At 60.0% G+C, this 18,159-nt stretch carries 15 protein-coding genes and 1 pseudogene; 6 read left to right on the forward strand and 10 right to left on the reverse strand.

Annotated features, from left to right (window positions below):
* Positions 1-30: 30 nt before the first annotated feature.
* The 5 genes from BW43_RS15605 to BW43_RS15585 are packed head-to-tail and all read right to left on the reverse strand — an operon-like array spanning position 31 to position 3,453.
* A complete protein-coding gene (locus tag BW43_RS15605; RefSeq protein WP_010210958.1) occupies positions 31-420 on the reverse strand; it encodes a RidA family protein in 390 nt (129 codons plus the stop codon).
* 16 nt (positions 421-436) lie between these two features.
* Positions 437-1,219, reverse strand: coding sequence for an amino acid ABC transporter ATP-binding protein (locus BW43_RS15600; protein WP_032886550.1), 783 nt, complete (start codon positions 1,217-1,219; stop codon positions 437-439).
* On the reverse strand, positions 1,216-1,878 hold the full coding sequence (locus tag BW43_RS15595) for an amino acid ABC transporter permease (protein ID WP_032886552.1): 663 nt from the start codon (positions 1,876-1,878) through the stop codon (positions 1,216-1,218). Before BW43_RS15595 ends, BW43_RS15600 begins: the two co-directional genes overlap by 4 nt.
* A 41-nt stretch (positions 1,879-1,919) precedes the next feature.
* Positions 1,920-2,552, reverse strand: a complete 633-nt coding sequence (locus BW43_RS15590) for an amino acid ABC transporter permease (protein ID WP_032886555.1) — start codon at positions 2,550-2,552, stop codon at positions 1,920-1,922.
* Positions 2,553-2,604: 52 nt separating this feature from the next.
* Positions 2,605-3,453 (reverse strand): transporter substrate-binding domain-containing protein, encoded by an 849-nt coding sequence (locus BW43_RS15585; RefSeq protein WP_032886556.1) that lies wholly within the window; start codon positions 3,451-3,453, stop codon positions 2,605-2,607.
* A 332-nt stretch (positions 3,454-3,785) separates the two neighbouring features.
* Here BW43_RS15585 and BW43_RS15580 point away from each other — a divergent pair, with 332 nt between their 5' ends.
* Positions 3,786-4,034 (forward strand): hypothetical protein, encoded by a 249-nt coding sequence (locus BW43_RS15580; protein WP_032886558.1) that lies wholly within the window; start codon positions 3,786-3,788, stop codon positions 4,032-4,034.
* Positions 4,035-4,108: 74 nt separating this feature from the next.
* Positions 4,109-4,399: pseudogene (locus BW43_RS28345) on the forward strand (thioredoxin family protein); the annotation flags it as partial.
* A 19-nt stretch (positions 4,400-4,418) separates the two neighbouring features.
* Here the strand turns inward: BW43_RS28345 and BW43_RS15575 are convergent.
* Positions 4,419-5,987 (reverse strand): TerC family protein, encoded by a 1,569-nt coding sequence (locus BW43_RS15575; RefSeq protein ID WP_032886560.1) that lies wholly within the window; start codon positions 5,985-5,987, stop codon positions 4,419-4,421.
* Positions 5,988-6,306: 319 nt separating this feature from the next.
* Complete coding sequence (sohB, locus tag BW43_RS15570) at positions 6,307-7,332, reverse strand: protease SohB (RefSeq protein ID WP_032886563.1); 1,026 nt, start codon at positions 7,330-7,332, stop codon at positions 6,307-6,309.
* A gap of 207 nt (positions 7,333-7,539) precedes the next feature.
* Between sohB and BW43_RS15565 the strand changes: the two genes are divergently transcribed.
* Entirely contained in the window at positions 7,540-8,250 is a 711-nt protein-coding gene (locus BW43_RS15565; RefSeq protein WP_032886565.1) for a histidine phosphatase family protein, read from the forward strand.
* 56 nt (positions 8,251-8,306) lie between these two features.
* Positions 8,307-8,621 (forward strand): SCP2 sterol-binding domain-containing protein, encoded by a 315-nt coding sequence (locus BW43_RS15560; RefSeq protein WP_032886566.1) that lies wholly within the window; start codon positions 8,307-8,309, stop codon positions 8,619-8,621.
* Positions 8,622-8,726: 105 nt separating this feature from the next.
* On the opposite strand, the gene BW43_RS15555 is transcribed toward BW43_RS15560, so the two are convergent.
* Positions 8,727-11,354 (reverse strand): glucosidase, encoded by a 2,628-nt coding sequence (locus BW43_RS15555; protein ID WP_032886568.1) that lies wholly within the window; start codon positions 11,352-11,354, stop codon positions 8,727-8,729.
* Positions 11,355-11,553: 199 nt separating this feature from the next.
* On the opposite strand from BW43_RS15555, the gene BW43_RS15550 reads away from it, so the two are divergent.
* Positions 11,554-12,930, forward strand: a complete 1,377-nt coding sequence (locus BW43_RS15550) for a VOC family protein (protein WP_032886570.1) — start codon at positions 11,554-11,556, stop codon at positions 12,928-12,930.
* A gap of 135 nt (positions 12,931-13,065) precedes the next feature.
* On the opposite strand, the gene BW43_RS15545 is transcribed toward BW43_RS15550, so the two are convergent.
* Positions 13,066-13,293 (reverse strand): YdcH family protein, encoded by a 228-nt coding sequence (locus BW43_RS15545; protein ID WP_032886572.1) that lies wholly within the window; start codon positions 13,291-13,293, stop codon positions 13,066-13,068.
* Between the two features lie 175 nt (positions 13,294-13,468).
* Here BW43_RS15545 and tkt point away from each other — a divergent pair, with 175 nt between their 5' ends.
* Complete coding sequence (gene tkt / locus BW43_RS15540) at positions 13,469-15,523, forward strand: transketolase (protein WP_032886575.1); 2,055 nt, start codon at positions 13,469-13,471, stop codon at positions 15,521-15,523.
* A 114-nt stretch (positions 15,524-15,637) separates the two neighbouring features.
* Here tkt and uvrA read toward each other — a convergent pair whose 3' ends face one another.
* Positions 15,638-18,157, reverse strand: coding sequence for an excinuclease ABC subunit UvrA (gene uvrA / locus BW43_RS15535; RefSeq protein WP_032886577.1), 2,520 nt, complete (start codon positions 18,155-18,157; stop codon positions 15,638-15,640).
* Between the last annotated feature and the right edge of the window lie 2 nt (positions 18,158-18,159).

Raw genomic sequence — 18,159 nt, forward strand, 5'->3', positions numbered from 1 at the left:
TTGATCTCTGGTGCTTAAGAGTGGGGCAATTTAGCCCTTTTTCTTGTAGGCCACACAATCAATCTCCACCTTGCAATCCACCATCATATTGGCCTGTACACAGGCCCGCGCCGGGGCATGTTCGGGTGTGAAGTATTCGCCGAAGACCTTGTTGAAACTCCAGAAGTCCCGAGGGTCTTCCAGCCATACGCCGACGCGCACCACGTCTTTGAGCTCGTAGCCGGCTTCTTCGAGGATCGCCACCACGTTGCGCATGGTCTGGCGGGTTTGTTCGATGATCCCGCCGGTGATGATTTCGCCGTCCACCGCAGGCACTTGGCCCGAGACGTACAGCCAACCGTCCGCTTCCACCGCGCGGGCGAAGGGACGAGGCTGGCCACCGCCGGCAGTACTGCCGGCTCCGTAACGAGTGATGCTCATAAAACGATGCTCCTGATTAAAAACGAATGTTCTTGAGAAATTCCGCCAGGCGCGGCGATTGAGGCCGCTCGAAGATATCCTTCGACGAGCCCTGCTCTTCAATCCGCCCCTGGTTCATGAATACGATCTTGTCCGAGACTTCATAGGCAAAGCGCATTTCGTGGGTGACCAGCAACATGGTCATGCCCTCTTCCGCCAGGCCTTTGATCACACTGAGCACTTCACCTACCAACTCCGGATCGAGGGCTGAGGTGACTTCGTCGAACAGCATCAAGCTGGGGTTCATCGCAATCGCACGGGCAATCGCGACACGCTGTTGCTGGCCGCCGGACAACTGGCCGGGGAAATGATTGCGGCGCTCTAAAAGTCCTACGCGGTCCAGCCATTTTTCCGCCAAAGCCACGGCTTCATCCTTGCCCATCTTCTTGACCTTGAGCAGGCCCAGGGTGACGTTCTGCAAGGCGGTCAGGTGCGGAAACAGATTGAACTGCTGGAATGCCATGCCGGTCATCGCCCGGTGCTGGGCGATGACGCGTTCGGGGTGGCGCACGCGCTTGCCGCCAATGTCGCTGTAGCCGATGGATTCGCCGTCCAGGGTGATCTGGCCGCCCTGGAACTCTTCCAGCAGGTTGACGCAACGCAGCAGCGTGGTCTTGCCCGAGCCGCTGGAACCGATCAGGGTCACTACGTTGCCGCGCTGCATGGACAGGTCGACGCCCTTGAGCACTTCCACATCGCCGTATTGTTTGCGCAGGCCGCGAATGTTCAGCAGCGGCTCGGTTGTTTGAGGTTGGTTCATGGCAAGGCCACCCGCGTTTCAATGTAGCGCCCGAATAACTCGATGGCGTAGTTGATGACAAAGAACATAAACCCGGCGAACAGGTAGAACTCCAGGGTCATGAAGGTACGTGCGATGACTTGCTGGGTACTGAGCAGCAACTCGGCCACGCCGATCACCGAGAGCAAGGTCGAGGCCTTGACGATCTCCGTGGAGGAATTGACCCAGGTCGGCAGGATCTGCCGCAATGCCTGGGGCAACAGCACGTAGGCCAGGGACTGGTAGAACGTAAGGCCAATCGCCTTACCCGCTTCCAGTTGCCCACGGGGAATGGCTTGCAGTGCGCCGCGCACGATTTCCGACACATGGGAGCCGCAGAACAGCGTGAGCCCGACGGCACCGGCCTGGAACGCGCTGATCTGCCAGCCGAGCGCCGGCAGCATGTAAAAACACGCCAACACCAACACGAACACCGGTGTACCGCGGATCAAATCCACATACAGGCGAAACGGCGCACGCATCCAGAATTTGCCGTAGGTCAGCACCAACCCGGCGAAGATGCCGATCAGGGTGCCAAAGACAATCGCCAGCGCCGAGCAGTAGATGCTGGTCTGAAAGCCGGCCCAGAGGGTCTCTCGGGCGACCCACAACTCGTGTAGCCAACTGGGGGATTCGTACATAAAAACCCTCCTTAACGACGGATCGCCAGACGCTGTTCCAGCTAGCGGAGCAACATGGCAATGAGGTAACAGGCAGCCACGTAGAGCGCGGTCGTGACCAGCCAGGTTTCAATCACCCGGTAGCTTTCGACGTTGATCTTGCGGGCGTAATAGGTCAGCTCGGGCACCGCAATCGCAGCGGCGAGCGAGGTGTCCTTGAACAGCGAGATAAAGTTGTTCGAGAGCGCCGGCAGCACATTGCGCAACATCACCGGCACGGTGATATACGCACGGATACGCCACTCGCCGAGGCCAATCGCCAATCCGGCTTCACGCAGCCCCTTGGGAATATTCAACAGACCGGCGCGGAACACTTCGGTCAGGTAGGCACCGGCGTACAACGACAGCGTGATGATGAACGAGGGGATCTTGTCCAGCCGGATACCCAGGCTGGGCAAGGCGAAGTAGATCAACAGGATCAGCACCAGGATCGGCGTGTTGCGAATCACTGTCACATACACCGAGGCGAAGATGCGCAGCGCACGATGTTTGGACAGCATGGCAAACGCCATCAACAGGCCGATCACGCAGCCGATGGCGATCGACAGCAATGCCAGTTGCAGGCCAAGACCGAGCCCCGCCAGCAAGGTGTCGAAATCGCGCCACACGGCGGCAAAGTTCAACTGATAGTTCATGGTCGACAGTACCTAGTTGGGGCGCCTTGGCAGGCACCCCGGTTGTTCCGGATCACTTGAATTCAACAGGGAAACCAATCGCCGGTTCTGGCAGGTCGACACCGAACCACTGCTTGAACGAGGCTTTGTAGGTTGGGAATTCCACACCGGTCATGGCTTCATGCAGGGCAGTGTTGACGAAGTTCAGCCAGTCCTGATCACCACGTTTGACCGCGCACGCGTAGGTTTGCGGGCTCCAGGCGTAAGCCGGGCTGCGGTAGCGGCCGGGGTTCTGCACCATCAGGTATTTGACCGAGGATTGGTCGGTGGCGGCGGCATCGGCGCGACCGGAATTCACGGCCTGGTACATCAGGTCGACGCTGTCGTACTGGTCGACCTTGGCCTTGGGCAGCGCCTGGTGCACCAGTTCTTCGGCATACACGTTTTGCAGCACGGCCACGGTGACGCCATCGCCCGCCGCCTGCAGGTCTTCAATCTCTTTGTACTTGCTGTTGTTCGGCAGCAACAGGCCCACGCCTTCGCGGTAATAAGGCAGGGTGAACGCCACCTGCTGTGCACGGCTGGCGGTGACGGTGATGAACTGGCAGCTCATGTCGACTTTGTCCGTCAGCAGGTTGGGAATGCGCGCGTCAGACGACTGCACCACAAACTCGACCTTGCTCGGATCGTTGAACAAACCTTTGGCCACGATGCGGCCGATGTCGATATCAAACCCCTGCAACTTGCCATCCGCTCCCTGGAAGTGCCACGGCGCATTGGTACTGCCTGTACCCACGATCAAATGCCCACGTTTGAGCACGTTATCGAGCTTGCTGTCCGCCGCCTGCACAACGCCTGCGAGGGAAGCCGATGCGGCGAAGAGAAAAACACACGCTTTGAACACGGAAGGTCGGTGATGCATGACAAGCACTCCAGAAGTTGTGTATTCCGCTATACCGGAACTTAGTATGTAACAACGGAATAGACAGCAGAAAGTGTGCCATACGCGCTTAGCGAAAACTACGGCCTGGGTAAAGTCCTTGGTAATCAGATAGATAACGCGAGGCGTAAGATGCGGCGTTGCGCCAGCATCCGGATTCAGATTGCTACCCAAGGCCTCACAGGGGATCACAGCGCCATTGGCGTGCGTCACCGCCCCGTTACCGCGCACCCCGACGGTGCGCCCGCCCCATGGAAAAACCCCTGTGCTGGGCTAGCCTTTGGCACACACCCAACGACAAGGACTGCATTGCGATGAAGCTCAGTCTCACCCTGGTACTGCTTTCGTTTCTGGCCGCCGGCAGCGCGTCGGCCAACAACGACCGCCGCGAATGCAAAGAAGAATTGCGCAAGCTCAAAGAAGCCTTCGACATCAATTACAGCAGCCAAAACCACCATGGCTATCGCCGCGCCAAAGCGTCCAGTGACAATGAGGAATACCGCAAGTGCGCGAACCAGGCACGCAAGGCCCGCGAACGCCTGGAGCGTGACGCGGACCTGTGAAGGTTGACAGTAGACGACGATGACCCTCGAGCTTAGCGTTGGCAGAAACCCGCGCCGCTCGTAAGGAGATCATCATGGGGATTGCCACCGCGACCATTGCCAATGCCGAGGATTACCAGCGCGTACTGAGCACGTCGCGGCCGGTATTCCTGCTGTTTGTCTCAGATCACTGCCCGGGCTGCGCGATTTCCGGGCCGCTGTTCCAGAGGATTGCCCGCAAGTACAGCTCAGTGGTGAGCCTGGTACTTGATTGCGCGAAAACCCCGAGGCACCCGAAGGTTACGGGTACCCCAACGCTGCTGATTTATCTCAACGGCACACTGATGCAGACGTTCAGAGGGTTCGGCCCCGAGGACGAACAAGTGCAGACGATCGAAAACGCATTCATGCTCTATGCCCCCCACAAGCGCGCAAAACCACCTGCGTCACCCGCCGCTCCTCGACCGCAGCCACCGTCAAGCGCCAGCCCTCATGCTCCAGGCTATCGCCCACCACGGGCAGGCGGTCGAGCAGGCTCATCACCAACCCGGCCAGAGTCTGGTAATCCTCCGTCGCGACAACCTTGAAGCCGGTACGCTGACGAATCTGGGTCAGGTTCAAGGCGCCATTGGCACGGAAGCCGTCGCCCTCTTCGACAATATCCGGCCCTTCGATCTCACTGGCATCCGGCAATTCACCGGCGATGGACTCGAGAATGTCGGTCATGCTCAACACGCCCATGAAGTCGCCGAATTCGTTGATCACGAAGGCGATGTGGGTCGATTCCTGACGCATCTGTTCCAGGGCGTTGAGGATCGAAAAACTCTCCAGCAGGTTGATCGCTCGACGCGCCAGGTGCTCCAGGTTCGGCTCGTTGCCGGCCAGGTATTCCTTGAGCAGTTCCTTTTTATGCACGAAGCCCAACGGCTCATCCACCACGCCGTTGCGGATCAACGGCAGGCGAGAGTAGGACGAATGCATCAGTTTCAGGCGAATCGTGTCGGCATCGTCCGCCAGGTCGATAAAGTCGACCTTGGCCCGCGGCGTCATCAAGGTACGAATCGGCCGCTCGGCCAGTTGCAGCACGCCACTGATCATCACGCGTTCACGTCGATCAAACAGCGGGCCCTGATTGGCATCTGTCTCGCCCAGCAAGTCGGCCACGTCTTCGCCCACCTCTTCTACCGCCAGGCTGCGACCGCCGAGCAAGCGCATCACCGCATGGGCAGTACGCTCGCGCACCGGCAACACGCCCTGCGCCGATTTCTTGCGACGGGCGCGGGCAATCTGGTTGAACACTTCGATCAGGATCGAGAAGCCAATGGCTGCGTACAGGTAACCCTTCGGAATATGGAAACCCAGGCCTTCGGCGGTCAGCGCAAAACCAATCATCATCAGGAAGCCCAGGCACAGCATGATCACTGTGGGGTGGGCGTTCACGAAGCGCGTCAGCGGCTTGCTCGCCACGATCATCAGGCCGATGGAAATGATCACCGCGATCATCATCACCGCCAGTTCATCCACCATGCCCACGGCGGTAATCACCGCATCCAGGGAGAACACCGCATCAAGCACCACGATCTGCGCCACGATCGGCCAGAACATCGCATACGCCACGTTGCCCGTGCGCTGAGCCACATGCCCTTCAAGGCGCTCGTGCAATTCCATGGTGGCCTTGAACAGCAGGAATACACCACCGAACAGCATGATCAGGTCACGGCCGGAGAAACTCTTGTCGAACACCTCGAACAGCGGCTGGGTAAGGGTCACCAACCACGAAATACTCGCCAGCAGGCCAAGGCGCATCAGCAATGCCAGGGACAAACCGATCAACCGCGCACGGTCACGCTGCTCCGGTGGCAACTTGTCCGCCAGGATCGCGATAAACACCAGGTTGTCGATACCCAGCACCAGTTCCAGCACAATCAAGGTCAACAGGCCGAGCCAGGCCGTTGGATCCGCTAACCATTCCATTTATATAAATCTCTATCTAGGTTTCAGAATGCCGGACACGGCAAAGCGCGGTCAGTGGACCGGAACAAGGTTAGCAGTCGGAATACGGGATGTTTCAGCGGGAACGGCAGCAGCGGATGTCTTGGGGAAAGACGACTGGGGGGCTCCGAGAGGGTGTTCATGCAAATCCTGAAATAACAAAAAGGACTTGAATCCTACAGGCGAAAAGCAAGTTTCCCACAACGCAAAACTATTACAAAACCTGTCTTTGAAACCCATGCCCCTGTGGGAGGTGGCTTGCTCCCTCCCACAGGGGACCCCATGCATTCTGAAGGTGGGGTTACCAGAACCGCTGCTGGGTCAACCGGCTCCACCAGGTCAGCAGCACCCGGTCCACCGAACCGCTGGCCGCCAGGCCCACGCGCTCTTGCAGGCTTTTGCGCTCGGCATAGTGCAGGTGGAACACCTCGGCGGTCTTGGCCTTGGTGGCCAGGTATTCGTCGCTGGTTTGCAGCTCGTCGACCAACTGTTTGTCGAGAGCTGCAACGCCGAGCCACACTTCACCCGTGGCCACGTCATCAATCGCCAACTGCGGGCGATACCGCGACACGAAGTTCTTGAACAGTTGATGAGTGATATCCAGGTCTTCCTGAAACTTCTCGCGGCCCTTTTCGGTGTTTTCGCCAAACACGGTGAGGGTGCGTTTGTATTCGCCGGCGGTCAGCACTTCAAAGTCGATATCGTGTTTTTTGAGCAGGCGATTGACGTTGGGCAACTGCGCCACGACGCCGATGGAGCCCAGGATGGCAAACGGCGCGCTGATGATCTTCTCGCCGATGCACGCCATCATGTAACCGCCGCTGGCCGCGACCTTGTCGATGCACACGGTCAATGGCACGCCCGCCTGGCGGATACGCGCCAATTGTGACGAGGCCAAGCCGTAGCTGTGCACCATGCCACCACCACTTTCCAGACGCAGCACCACTTCGTCCTTGGGCGTGGCCAAGCTCAGCAATGCGGTGATTTCATGGCGCAGGCTCTCGGTCGCCGAGGCCTTGATGTCACCGTCGAAATCCAGCACGAACACCCGTGGCTTGGCCTCGGGTTTTTTCTTGCTGTTCTTCTTTTCAGTTTTGCTTTCGGACTTGCGCAGGACTTTGAGCTGGTCCTTGTCGAGCAGGCTCGACTCCAGGCGCTCGCGCAGGCCCTTGTAGAAATCATTGAGCTTGCTGACCTGCAGTTGGCCGGCGGATTTGCGACGACCTTTACTGCGCAGTGCGGCGAAGCTGATCAGTACCATCAGAATAGCGACCACCAGGGTGACAGTCTTCGCCAGGAAGCTGGCATATTCGGCCAAAAAATCCATGTGACTCCTTACAAGTGCATTTACAAGAGCAGTGCGCCAGGCGCGGATTGCCCAAGCATACCGATGGCACCGCATTCGGGCCAGTGATCAAACCGTCGGCAGCCAAGGCCTCTAAGGAGCTTTTAAAACAAGCGTATGTTTTTTCATTGACAGCTCCCTGGCATCCCCATAACCTCGCCAGACTTTCAACGTACCGGGAAAACGGACGTGGGCAGCATCTATCTGATTCGACATGGCCAGGCCTCCTTCGGTGCAGACGACTATGACGTCCTGTCGCCCGTTGGTGTGGAGCAGGCACAAGTGCTCGGTCGCCACCTGGCGGACATGGGCATCGTGTTCGACCGCTGCGTGGCAGGCGATCTGCGCCGTCAGCAGCACACCGCCACGGCTGCCTTCGATCAATACCGCGCCCTTGGCCTGCCGGTTCCGGTCTTGGAAACCGACAGCGCCTTCAACGAATTCGATGCTGAAGCTATCATCCGCGCCCTGCTCCCCGACCTGCTCACCACCGAACCCGACGCCCTGGACATCCTGCGCAATGCCGCGCAGAACCGCAGCGAATTCCAACGCATCTTCGCCCTGATCATCGAACGCTGGTTGGCCGGCACTTATGACACGCCGGGACTGGAAAGCTGGCTGGGGTTTGTCGAGCGCGTTCAGGGTGGCTTGCAACGCATTCTCGATGCCGCAGACAACACACAGAAAATCGCCGTGTTCACCTCCGGCGGCACCATCACCGCCCTGCTCCACCTGATTACCCGAATGCCTGCTACACAGGCTTTCGAACTGAACTGGCAAATTGTTAACACCTCGCTCAACCAGCTGAAATTCCGCGGTCGCGAGGTGGCACTGGCTTCCTTCAACAGTCATAGCCACTTGCAACTGTTGAAGGCGCCGCAACTCATCACCTTCCGATGAAGTGCGGCCAACCGTGACCCCAAGGTCACTGGACTCCACCCAAAAGGATCGAAACCATGACTGACGTAGCCAAAGCTGTAGAAGCAATGAAAGCCAAATTCAACCCAAGCGCTGCCGACGGCTTGGACCTGGTGTTCGGTTTCCGTATCGATGACACCAAGAACTTTTCCCTGGTCGTCAAAGACAAAACCTGCGAACTGCATGAAGGTGAAAACCCGGACGCACAAGTGACCCTGGTCATGGACAGCGCGACCCTGGAAGGCATCGTCGACGGTTCGACTGACGGCATGCAGGCCTTCATGGGCGGCAAACTGCGCACTGAAGGCGACATGATGCTGGCGATGAAACTGAGTGAGCTGTTCCCTTCCTGATTCACAGGCAAGCTTGCATCTCGATCCCGCCTCTCCAGGCGGGATTTTTTTTGCCAACTAACCTGGGATCAATCAAGGTCCGAGGCGGCAGCTCAGCAGTGCAACTCAGACCTTCGGTTGCAGCAGCAACGCCACCAACGCACTCCACCCCGTCTGATGAGACGCCCCCAACCCGCGCCCGGTTTCCCCGTGAAAATACTCATGGAACAACACCAGATCACGGCTGAGCGGGTCCGCTTCCAACTGCGAATACCCCGCCATCGATGGCCTACATCCATTGTCATCCCTTAGAAACAGCCCGGTCAGCCGCTGGCTGAGGCCTTCAGCCACTTCCTCCAGGGATGACAGATACCCGCTGCCCGTTGGGTACTCCACCGAGAAGTTATCCGCGTAGTACCGATGAAATTCACGCAGCGATTCAATCAGCATGTAGTTGACAGGCATCCACACGGGCCCCCGCCAATTCGAGTTGCCGCCATACAATCGTGAGTCGGACTCGCCAGGCTGGTAACGCGCGCTGAGGGTGTCGCCGTTCATCTTCAGCGCCAGGGGCTGCTCAGCGAAGGCTTTGGACAGCGAGCGCACGCCAAACGCAGAGAGGAACTCACTGTCCTCCAACATGCGCCGAAGCAGGTCCTTTGTGCGTTCGCCCCGCAACAACGCCAGCAACAAGCGATTGCCCTGCCCCGGCTCGTTCCAGCGTGAGACCAATTTAGCCAAGTCCGGCCGGTGTTTCATAAAGCCCAGCAACCGTTCGCGCAAACCCTCCAGGCCTTCATGCTCGCGCTGCTCCAGCACCAGCACGGCGAACAACGGCATCAGGCCGACGATGGAGCGCAAACGTACCGGCTCGTTCTGCCCATCGGGGCTGTGCAGCACGTCGTAGAAGAACAGGTCCTGCTCATCCCACAAACCTTCGGCACTGTCATCGACCCGGTTAATGGCACCGGCGATATACAGGAAATGTTCGAAAAACTTCACCGCAATATCCACGTACACGGCATTGCGCCTGGCCAGTTCCAGGGCGATGCGCATCAGGTCCAGGGCATACGCGGCAACCCACGCGGTGCCGTCGGCCTGGTCCAACTGATACCCCGGCGGCAATGCCGCCGAACGGTCAAACAACGCAATGTTATCCAGCCCGAGAAAACCGCCCTGGAACAGGTTGCGGCCCTCGGCGTCCTTGCGGTTGACCCACCAGGAAAAATTCAGCAGCAGCTTATGGAAAATCCGCTCTAGAAAACCCATGTCGCCTACACCGGTCAACGCCTTGTCCTGCTGGTACACCCGCCAACTGGCCCAGGCATGCACCGGCGGGTTCGCATCATCGAAGCGCCATTCATAAGCCGGCAGTTGGCCGTTGGGATGCATGAAGCGATCCTTCACCAGCAGTAACAACTGTTGCTTGGCGTAACCCGGATCGATCAGCGCCATCGCCACTGCCTGAAAGCCCTGGTCCCACGAGGCATACCACGGGTATTCCCAGGTGTCGGGCATGGAAAGGATGTCGAAGTTGGACAGGTGCCGCCAATGGGTATTGCGGATATGCAGGCGCTCAGTCGGCGGCGCGGGCTGGGCTGGGTCACCATCGAGCCATTGGTTCACGTCGAAATAGTAGAGCTGCTTGGACCACAACAAGCCGGCCAGGGCTTGGCGCTGCACATTGCGCGCGTCCGCATCGCCAATGCCCTGTTGCAGGGCCGCATAGAAGTCATCGGCTTCCTGACGACGTTGCTCGAATAATTTACGGGCGTTGGCCGGGGGCGCATCCACGGCGGAAAAGCGCAGGTACAAGGTTTTGCTTTCCTGCCCTGCCAGTTCAAGGATGAACCGCGCGGCAACCTTGGTACCGGTGTCCCGGCGAATCGCCGATTGAGCGCCACTGACCACGTAATCGTTGATGCCATCCTTGAACGGGCCCGGTGCCACCTGCCCGTCCAGCTTGACGACATTGCTTTCGTTTTCGCAGAACAACCATTCCAAGCCATCCTGGCCCCAGGCACTCAGATAACGATCCGGCAATTCATGATGACGGGCCAACACCTGCTCGCCGTCCAGCCGCAACTGCGGCTTGGGCGCATCAAAGGTCCAGCTCCAGTCGTTACGCGCCCACAGTTGAGGCATTACCTGCAAACGCGTCGGCTGCTCCGAGCGGTTATGCACCGTGACTCGCATGAAAATATCGTCAGGCTGCTGCTTGGCGTACTCGACGCTGACATCGCAATAGCGGTTGTCCTCAAACACGCCGGTATCGAGGATTTCATACTCGGCATCACCCAGCCCGCGACGGGCGTTCTCGGTGATCAGGTCAGCATAGGGAAAGGCGGCATGGGGGTATTTGTAGAGCATGCGCATGTAGGCATGACTCGGTACGCCATCGACGAAAAAGTACAGTTCCTTGACGTCCTCGCCATGGTTGCCCTCGGCGTTGTTGAGACCGAACAACCGCTCCTTGAGGATCGCATCGCGCTCGTTCCACAGCGCCAGCCCGAGGCACCAGCGTTGCGCCTTGTCGCTGAAACCGGCCAGGCCGTCCTCACCCCAACGGTAGGCGCGGCTGCGCGCGTGTTCATGGGGAAAGTAGCGCCAGGCATCGCCATCGGCGCTGTAGTCTTCACGCACGGTGCCCCATTGGCGTTCACTCAGGTATGGGCCCCATTCGCGCCAGCGCTCGGCGTCTTCAGTGGCCAGGCGTTGGCCTTCAATCGTTTGCGTTACGGGCGTGGCCGTCATTGGGTCCTCCATCGCCGACAAGGTGAGGAGCAGTGTAGAGCCCATCCACACCCGCGTGCACATGAAGACTTGGAAGAGAATGCCGTTCATTCATTTGCAGAATGAAGTCCAGAGGAATCTTCGTTTGCAAGCGCACCTGGGGCCCAACAAAATCCAGTAAAAGACCATCACCCTCTCCACCGTCATCAGGAATTTTTCTATGCCCAGTACCGCACATGTCAGCCCAGACGAGATCCGCAAGGGGTTTTCCAAGGCCATGTCCGATATGTACCGAGATGAAGTTCCCCTGTATGGCGCGCTGATGGAGTTGGTGGCCGAGACCAATAGCCGCGTGCTCGACAGCGAACCGAGCCTGGCGCAACAGCTGCAACGCACCGGCGAAATCCAGCGTCTGGACATGGAACGCCACGGCGCCATTCGCTTGGGCACAGCAGCGGAATTGGCCACAATCAGCCGACTGTTTGCGGTGATGGGCATGCAGCCCGTGGGCTACTACGACCTCACGCCAGCGGGCGTGCCGGTGCATTCCACAGCATTTCGCGCGGTGCATGAACACGCGCTGCAAGCCAGCCCGTTTCGGGTGTTCACCTCCCTGCTGCGCCTGGAATTGATCGAGAATGCCGAACTTCGCGCCTTCGCCGAAACTGCATTGGCAAAGCGCTCGATCTTCACCCCCGGCGCCTTGGCGCTTATCGCAAAAGCGGAAACAAACGGCGGCCTCAACGCCGACGAGGCCGCCGAATTCATCCGCCAGGCCCTGGAAACCTTCCGCTGGCACCACACCGCCACCGTTACCGCCGCGCAGTACCAGCAACTCAGTGACCAGCACCGCCTGATCGCCGATGTGGTGGCCTTCAAGGGGCCGCACATCAACCACCTCACCCCGCGCACCCTGGACATTGATCAGGTACAGACCGCCATGCCCGCCAAGGGCATAACCCCCAAGGCCGTGATCGAAGGCCCACCGCGCCGCCAGTGCCCGATCCTGCTGCGCCAGACCAGCTTCAAGGCCCTCGACGAAGCCATCGCCTTCACCGACGCCCAAGGCAGCCACAGCGCCCGCTTCGGTGAAATCGAACAGCGTGGCGTCGCCCTCACGCCCAAAGGCCGCACCCTCTACGACCAACTGCTGAACGCCGCCCGCGACGAACTGGGCGCGTTCCCCAACGAATCCAACGCCGCGCGCTACATGCACTTGATGGAACAACACTTCCAGGCCTTCCCCGACAACCACGGGCAGATGCGCGAACAAGGCCTGGCGTACTTCCGCTACTTCGCCACGGAACAAGGCCTGGCGGCACGCGGCCAAGCCGATCAACCACGCACATTGCAAGCACTGATCGCCGCCGGTCATGTGGATGTAGAGCCGTTGGTGTATGAGGATTTTCTGCCGGTGAGTGCGGCGGGGATTTTCCAGTCGAATTTGGGGGATGCGGCACAGAGTCATTACGCCGCCAATTCAAACCAGGCGGAATTCGAAAAGGCGTTGGGGCGCAAGACCATCGATGAATTGCAGCTGTACAGCGAGACCCAACAGCGCTCGATCGATGCATGCACTGAAGCGCTGCTGGCTTGAAAGACAGCGTCCACCCGGCTCGACAGCACAATCCTTGCGCCGCAAAACGTCCCCAGAGCCGGGCGGACGGGGCGCATCATAAGGAGTGATTCCCACGATGTCCCTCAGTCAAATCTGAACAAACCTTGCCGCGTTTCAGGCGTCGAGGCGCCCTGCGATTTCGTCCTTGATCAGCAGGCGTTTCTTCTTCAACACCTCCACCACCGTGTCGTCGGCCTTTTCTGATTCCGCCCGGAGCACCTCGCCGTCGGCAGCGTCGTATTGGGTGAGCAGCGAGTCCAGCCGTTTATCGCTCGCCCTGCGTTCGTGAACGACTTCCTTGCTCAAACCCAAATCCTGATACAGGTCGTGTTTCACTGGCATGACGTACCTCCGCAAGTTGATCAATGGCCTACGCCCTTGAAGCTAGACCATTGCAAAGGGTCTTGTCATGTTTGAAGTCAATACGTCCCCGTTCGTCGCGGCAACGGCAATGGGATCAAACCTTCGCGGCGCCCGGCCCTCCACAGTAGATCGTCACTTGAGGGAGACCGGTTTCATGACTAACGCCGCAACCACTGTCGACACCCTATGCATCAACACCCTGCGCACCCTGGCGATGGACGCCGTGCAGAAGGCCAACTCAGGCCATCCGGGCACGCCCATGGGCCTGGCGCCGGTGGGATACACGCTGTGGAGCCGGTTTCTGCGCTATCACCCCGAGCATCCCGACTGGCCCAACCGTGACCGATTTGTGTTGTCAGTGGGGCATGCATCCATGCTGTTGTATTCGCTGCTGCACTTGGCCGGTGTGAAAGAAATTGATGCCCATGGCAAGCGCACCGGGCACCCGGCGATCAGCCTGGACGATATCAAGCAATTCCGTCAGGCCGACTCCAAGACGCCGGGGCATCCGGAATACCGCATGACCACAGGCGTGGAAACCACCACAGGCCCCCTTGGCCAGGGCTGCGCCAACAGCGTGGGCATGGCGATGGCCGAGCGTTGGCTGGCTGAGCGCTTTAACCATGACGACCATGTGCTGTTCGATTACAACGTCTACACCCTGTGTGGCGACGGCGACATGATGGAGGGCATCAGCAGCGAAGCGGCGTCGATGGCCGGCCATTTGAAACTGGATAACCTGTGCTGGATCTACGACAACAACACCATCAGCATCGAAGGCCACACTGAGCTTGCCTTCAGCGAAGACGTGATCAAGCGTTTCCAGGCCTATGGCTGGCACACCTTGCACGTCACCGATGCTAACGACTTGCAGGCACTGAGCGCAGCCCTGGAGACCTTTCAGGCGAATACCGGCGCGCCGACGCTGATCGTGGTCGACAGCGTGATCGGCTACGGTTCGCCCCACAAGCACAACACCGCCGCCGCCCATGGCGAGCCGTTGGGTGAGGACGAAATCCGCCTGACCAAAGCTGCGTATGGTTGGCCGCAGGATTCCAGCTTCCTGGTGCCCGATGAGGCGCGCACGCTCTTGCGCGACGCCCTGCACGCCCGCGCCGAACCGCTGTACCAGCAATGGAACCAGACCCTGGCCCGTCTCGACCCTCAATTGGCCGATGAACTACGGCGGATGCGCGCCGGGGAGATGCCCGAGCACTGGCAGGCTGACCTGCCCGACTTTGCCGCCGATGCCAAGGGCGTCGCCAGCCGCGCGGCGGGTGGCGAGGTACTGAATGCCTTCGCCCAGCAAATCCCCTGGCTGCTCGGCGGCTCGGCGGACTTGTCGCCTTCGACCAAAACCAACCTCACCTTCGACGGTGCCGGGCGCTTCAGCGCCGATGACTACAGCGGGCGCAACCTGCATTTCGGTATTCGCGAACACGCCATGGGCGCCATTGCCAATGGCATGGCGCTGTCGTATTTGCGGCCGTACACCTCGACCTTTCTGGTATTCAGCGACTACATGAAACCGCCGATCCGTCTGGCGGCGATCATGGAGTTGCCGGTGGTGTTCGTGTTTACCCACGACTCCATCGGCGTGGGTGAAGATGGGCCGACGCACCAGCCCATTGAGCACCTGACGCAGTTGCGCGCCACCCCAGGGTTGCTGACCCTTCGCCCTGGCGACGCCAACGAAACCCTGGAGCTGTGGAAAGTTGCGCTGGCGCAAACCCATCGGCCGAGCTGTGTGGTGCTGTCACGCCAGCCCCTGCCGACTCTGGATCGCACGCAATACGCAGCGGCGACCGGTGCAGCCAAAGGCGCTTATGTGTTGGCGGGGGCGGATAAACCCCAGGTAATTTTGATCGGTACCGGCAGCGAAGTCAGCCTGGCGGTGGCGGCCTATGAACAGCTCAAGGGCGAAGGGATTGCCGCACAAGTCGTCTCGATGCCGAGCTGGGAGTTGTTTGAAGAACAGGACCAGGCCTATCGCGACAGTGTGTTGCCGCCAGCGGTGACGGCACGTGTGGTGGTGGAACAGGCCGGGCCTTTGGGGTGGGACCGCTATGTCGGGCAAACCGGCGCCAAGGTGGTGATGAGCAGCTTCGGGGCTTCGGCGCCGTTGGCGAAGTTGCAGGAGAAGTTTGGGTTTACGGTGGAGCATGTGGTGAAGCAGGCCAAGGCACAAATCCAACTGACCAGACACTGATCACTCTGTGGGAGGGGGCTTGCCCCCGATAGCTATCTGTCAGGCACTTGATGGGGTGACTGACCCACCGCTATCGGGGGCAAGCCCCCTCCCACATGTGGACCTGTTTAACTGTTAGATCAACGCTCGGGCCAGGAAGGGCGCAGTCCGGCTTTTCTTGCTCTTGGCAACTTTTTGCGGCGTACCGCTGGCCACCACTTGCCCGCCCAAATCCCCTGCCCCCGGACCGATATCGATCACCCAGTCACTCTGGGCCACCACACGCATTTCATGCTCGACCACCACCACCGTGTGCCCTGCATCCACCAAGTGATTGAGCTGGCTGAGCAGGCGATCCACATCCCGCGGATGCAGCCCGGTCGTTGGCTCATCTAACACATACAAGGTCGACCCACGGGCATTGCGTTGCAGCTCGGTGGCCAATTTGATCCGCTGCGCTTCCCCCCCGGACAGTTCGGTAGCCGGTTGACCCAGTCGCAGATAACCCAGGCCGATATCCCGCAGCACCTGCAACGAGCGCAGTACCCCTGGCTGCTCGGCAAAGACCTCGACTGCCTGCTCGACGGTCAGCCCGAGCACCTGAGCGATGCTCAAGCCTTGCCATTTGATCGCCAAGGTCTCGGGGTTGTAGCGCGCGCCGTGGCAGGTCGGACACGGGGCGTACACACTCGGCATAAACAACAACTCGACGCTGACAAAGCCCTCGCCCTCGCAGTTCGGGCAACGGCCCTTGGCGACGTTGAAGGAGAACTGGCCCGCATCGTAATGGCGCTTCTTTGCCGCAGGCGTGGCGGCGAACAGTTTGCGCACGTTGTCGAACAGCCCGGTGTAGGTCGCCAGGTTGGAACGTGGCGTACGGCCGATGGGTTTCTGATCCACCTGCACCAGGCGTCGGATCTGTTCCAGCCCGGCGCTGATGCGCCCGCCACTGGTTTGCGGCGTCTCATCTTCCAGGCTCGGCTCTTCGTCGTTCTCCACCACACGCCCAAGGCCACTGCCCACCAATTCCAGCAGCGCCTGGCTGACCAGGCTGGACTTGCCCGAGCCGGAAATGCCGGTCACTGAGGTGAAGCAGCCCAAGGGAAAATCCACGTTCAGACCATTGAGGTTATTGCGCGTCACGCCCTCCAACTTCAACCAACCACTGGGTTCGCGGCGAGAGGGATTTGATGTACGCCGCTCGGCGAACAAATACTCACGGGTCTGCGACGCCTCTACGTCAGCCAACCCAGCAGGTGGCCCGCTGTACAGCACTTGCCCGCCATGCTCGCCAGCGGCCGGGCCTACGTCGATCAACCAGTCGGCGCGGCGCATGGTTTCCAAGTCGTGCTCCACCACAAACAACGAATTACCGGCGGCCTTCAAGCGCTCAAGCGCGGTGAACAAAGCCTCGCCATCCGCCGGATGCAAGCCCGCCGAAGGCTCATCCAGCACATAGATCACTCCAAACAATTGCGAGCCCAATTGCGTGGCCAAGCGTAAACGTTGCAACTCCCCGGACGACAAGGTCGGTGTGCTGCGCTCCAGGGACAGATAGCCCAGGCCCAATTCGATCAAGGTGCTGACCCGCTCCAGCAAGTCCTGGGCGATACGCTGCGCAGCCAGGCGCTTCTCCACCGAGAGCTTCATCGTGTCCTGCCCCGCCGCCACCGGCCGCAGCAGTTCGGCCAGCTGCGACAACGACAGCTGCGACAACTCGCCAATATCCACCCCGGCAAACTTCACCGAGAGCGCCGCCTTGGTCAGCCGCTTGCCTTCACACAGCGGGCAGGCGCTGCCCTGCATGAACTGCGACACGCGCTTTTTCATCAGCGCGCTTTGGGTGTGGCTGAAGGTGTGCAGGATGTAGCGCCGCGCGCCGCTGAACGTGCCCTGGTAACTAGGCTCCAGCTTGCGCTTCAACGCCTCGCGGGTTTGCTCCGGGGTGAAACCGGCATACACCGGCACAGTGGGGGTTTCTTCGGTGAACAGGATCCAGTCGCGCTGCTTTTTCGGCAGGTCGCGCCATGGGATATCCACGTCATAGCCCAAGGTCACCAGAATGTCGCGCAGGTTCTGGCCCTGCCACGCCAACGGCCAGGAGGCCACCGCGCGCTGGCGAATGCTCAGCGAAGGGTCGGGCACCATCAGCGCCTCGGTCACTTCATACACGCGGCCCAGGCCATGACATTGCGGGCACGCACCCTGGGGCAGATTCGGCGAAAAGTCCTCGGCATACAGCATCGCTTGCCCCGCAGGGTAGCTGCCGGCGCGGGAATAGAGCATGCGGATCAGGCTCGATAACGTGGTGACGCTGCCCACCGAAGATCGCGCGCTGGGCGTGCCACGCTGCTGTTGCAGGGCCACGGCGGGCGGCAGGCCTTCGATGCTGTCCACGTCGGGCACGCCAACCTGGTCGATCAGGCGCCGCGCGTAAGGCGCCACCGATTCGAAGTAGCGCCGCTGGGCCTCGGCATACACCGTGGAAAACGCCAGGGACGACTTGCCCGAACCCGACACGCCGGTAAACACCACCAGGGCATCCCGGGGAATATCCACGTCGACGTTTTGCAGGTTGTGCTCGCGGGCGCCGCGCACCCTGACAAAGCCTGGGCGTTGGGCAGTGATCGCAGGGATGTTGCGCTGTGAAGTCATGG

The organism is Pseudomonas sp. RIT357 (assembly GCF_000632245.1).
GTDB classification, from domain to species: Bacteria; Pseudomonadota; Gammaproteobacteria; order Pseudomonadales; family Pseudomonadaceae; genus Aquipseudomonas; species Aquipseudomonas sivasensis.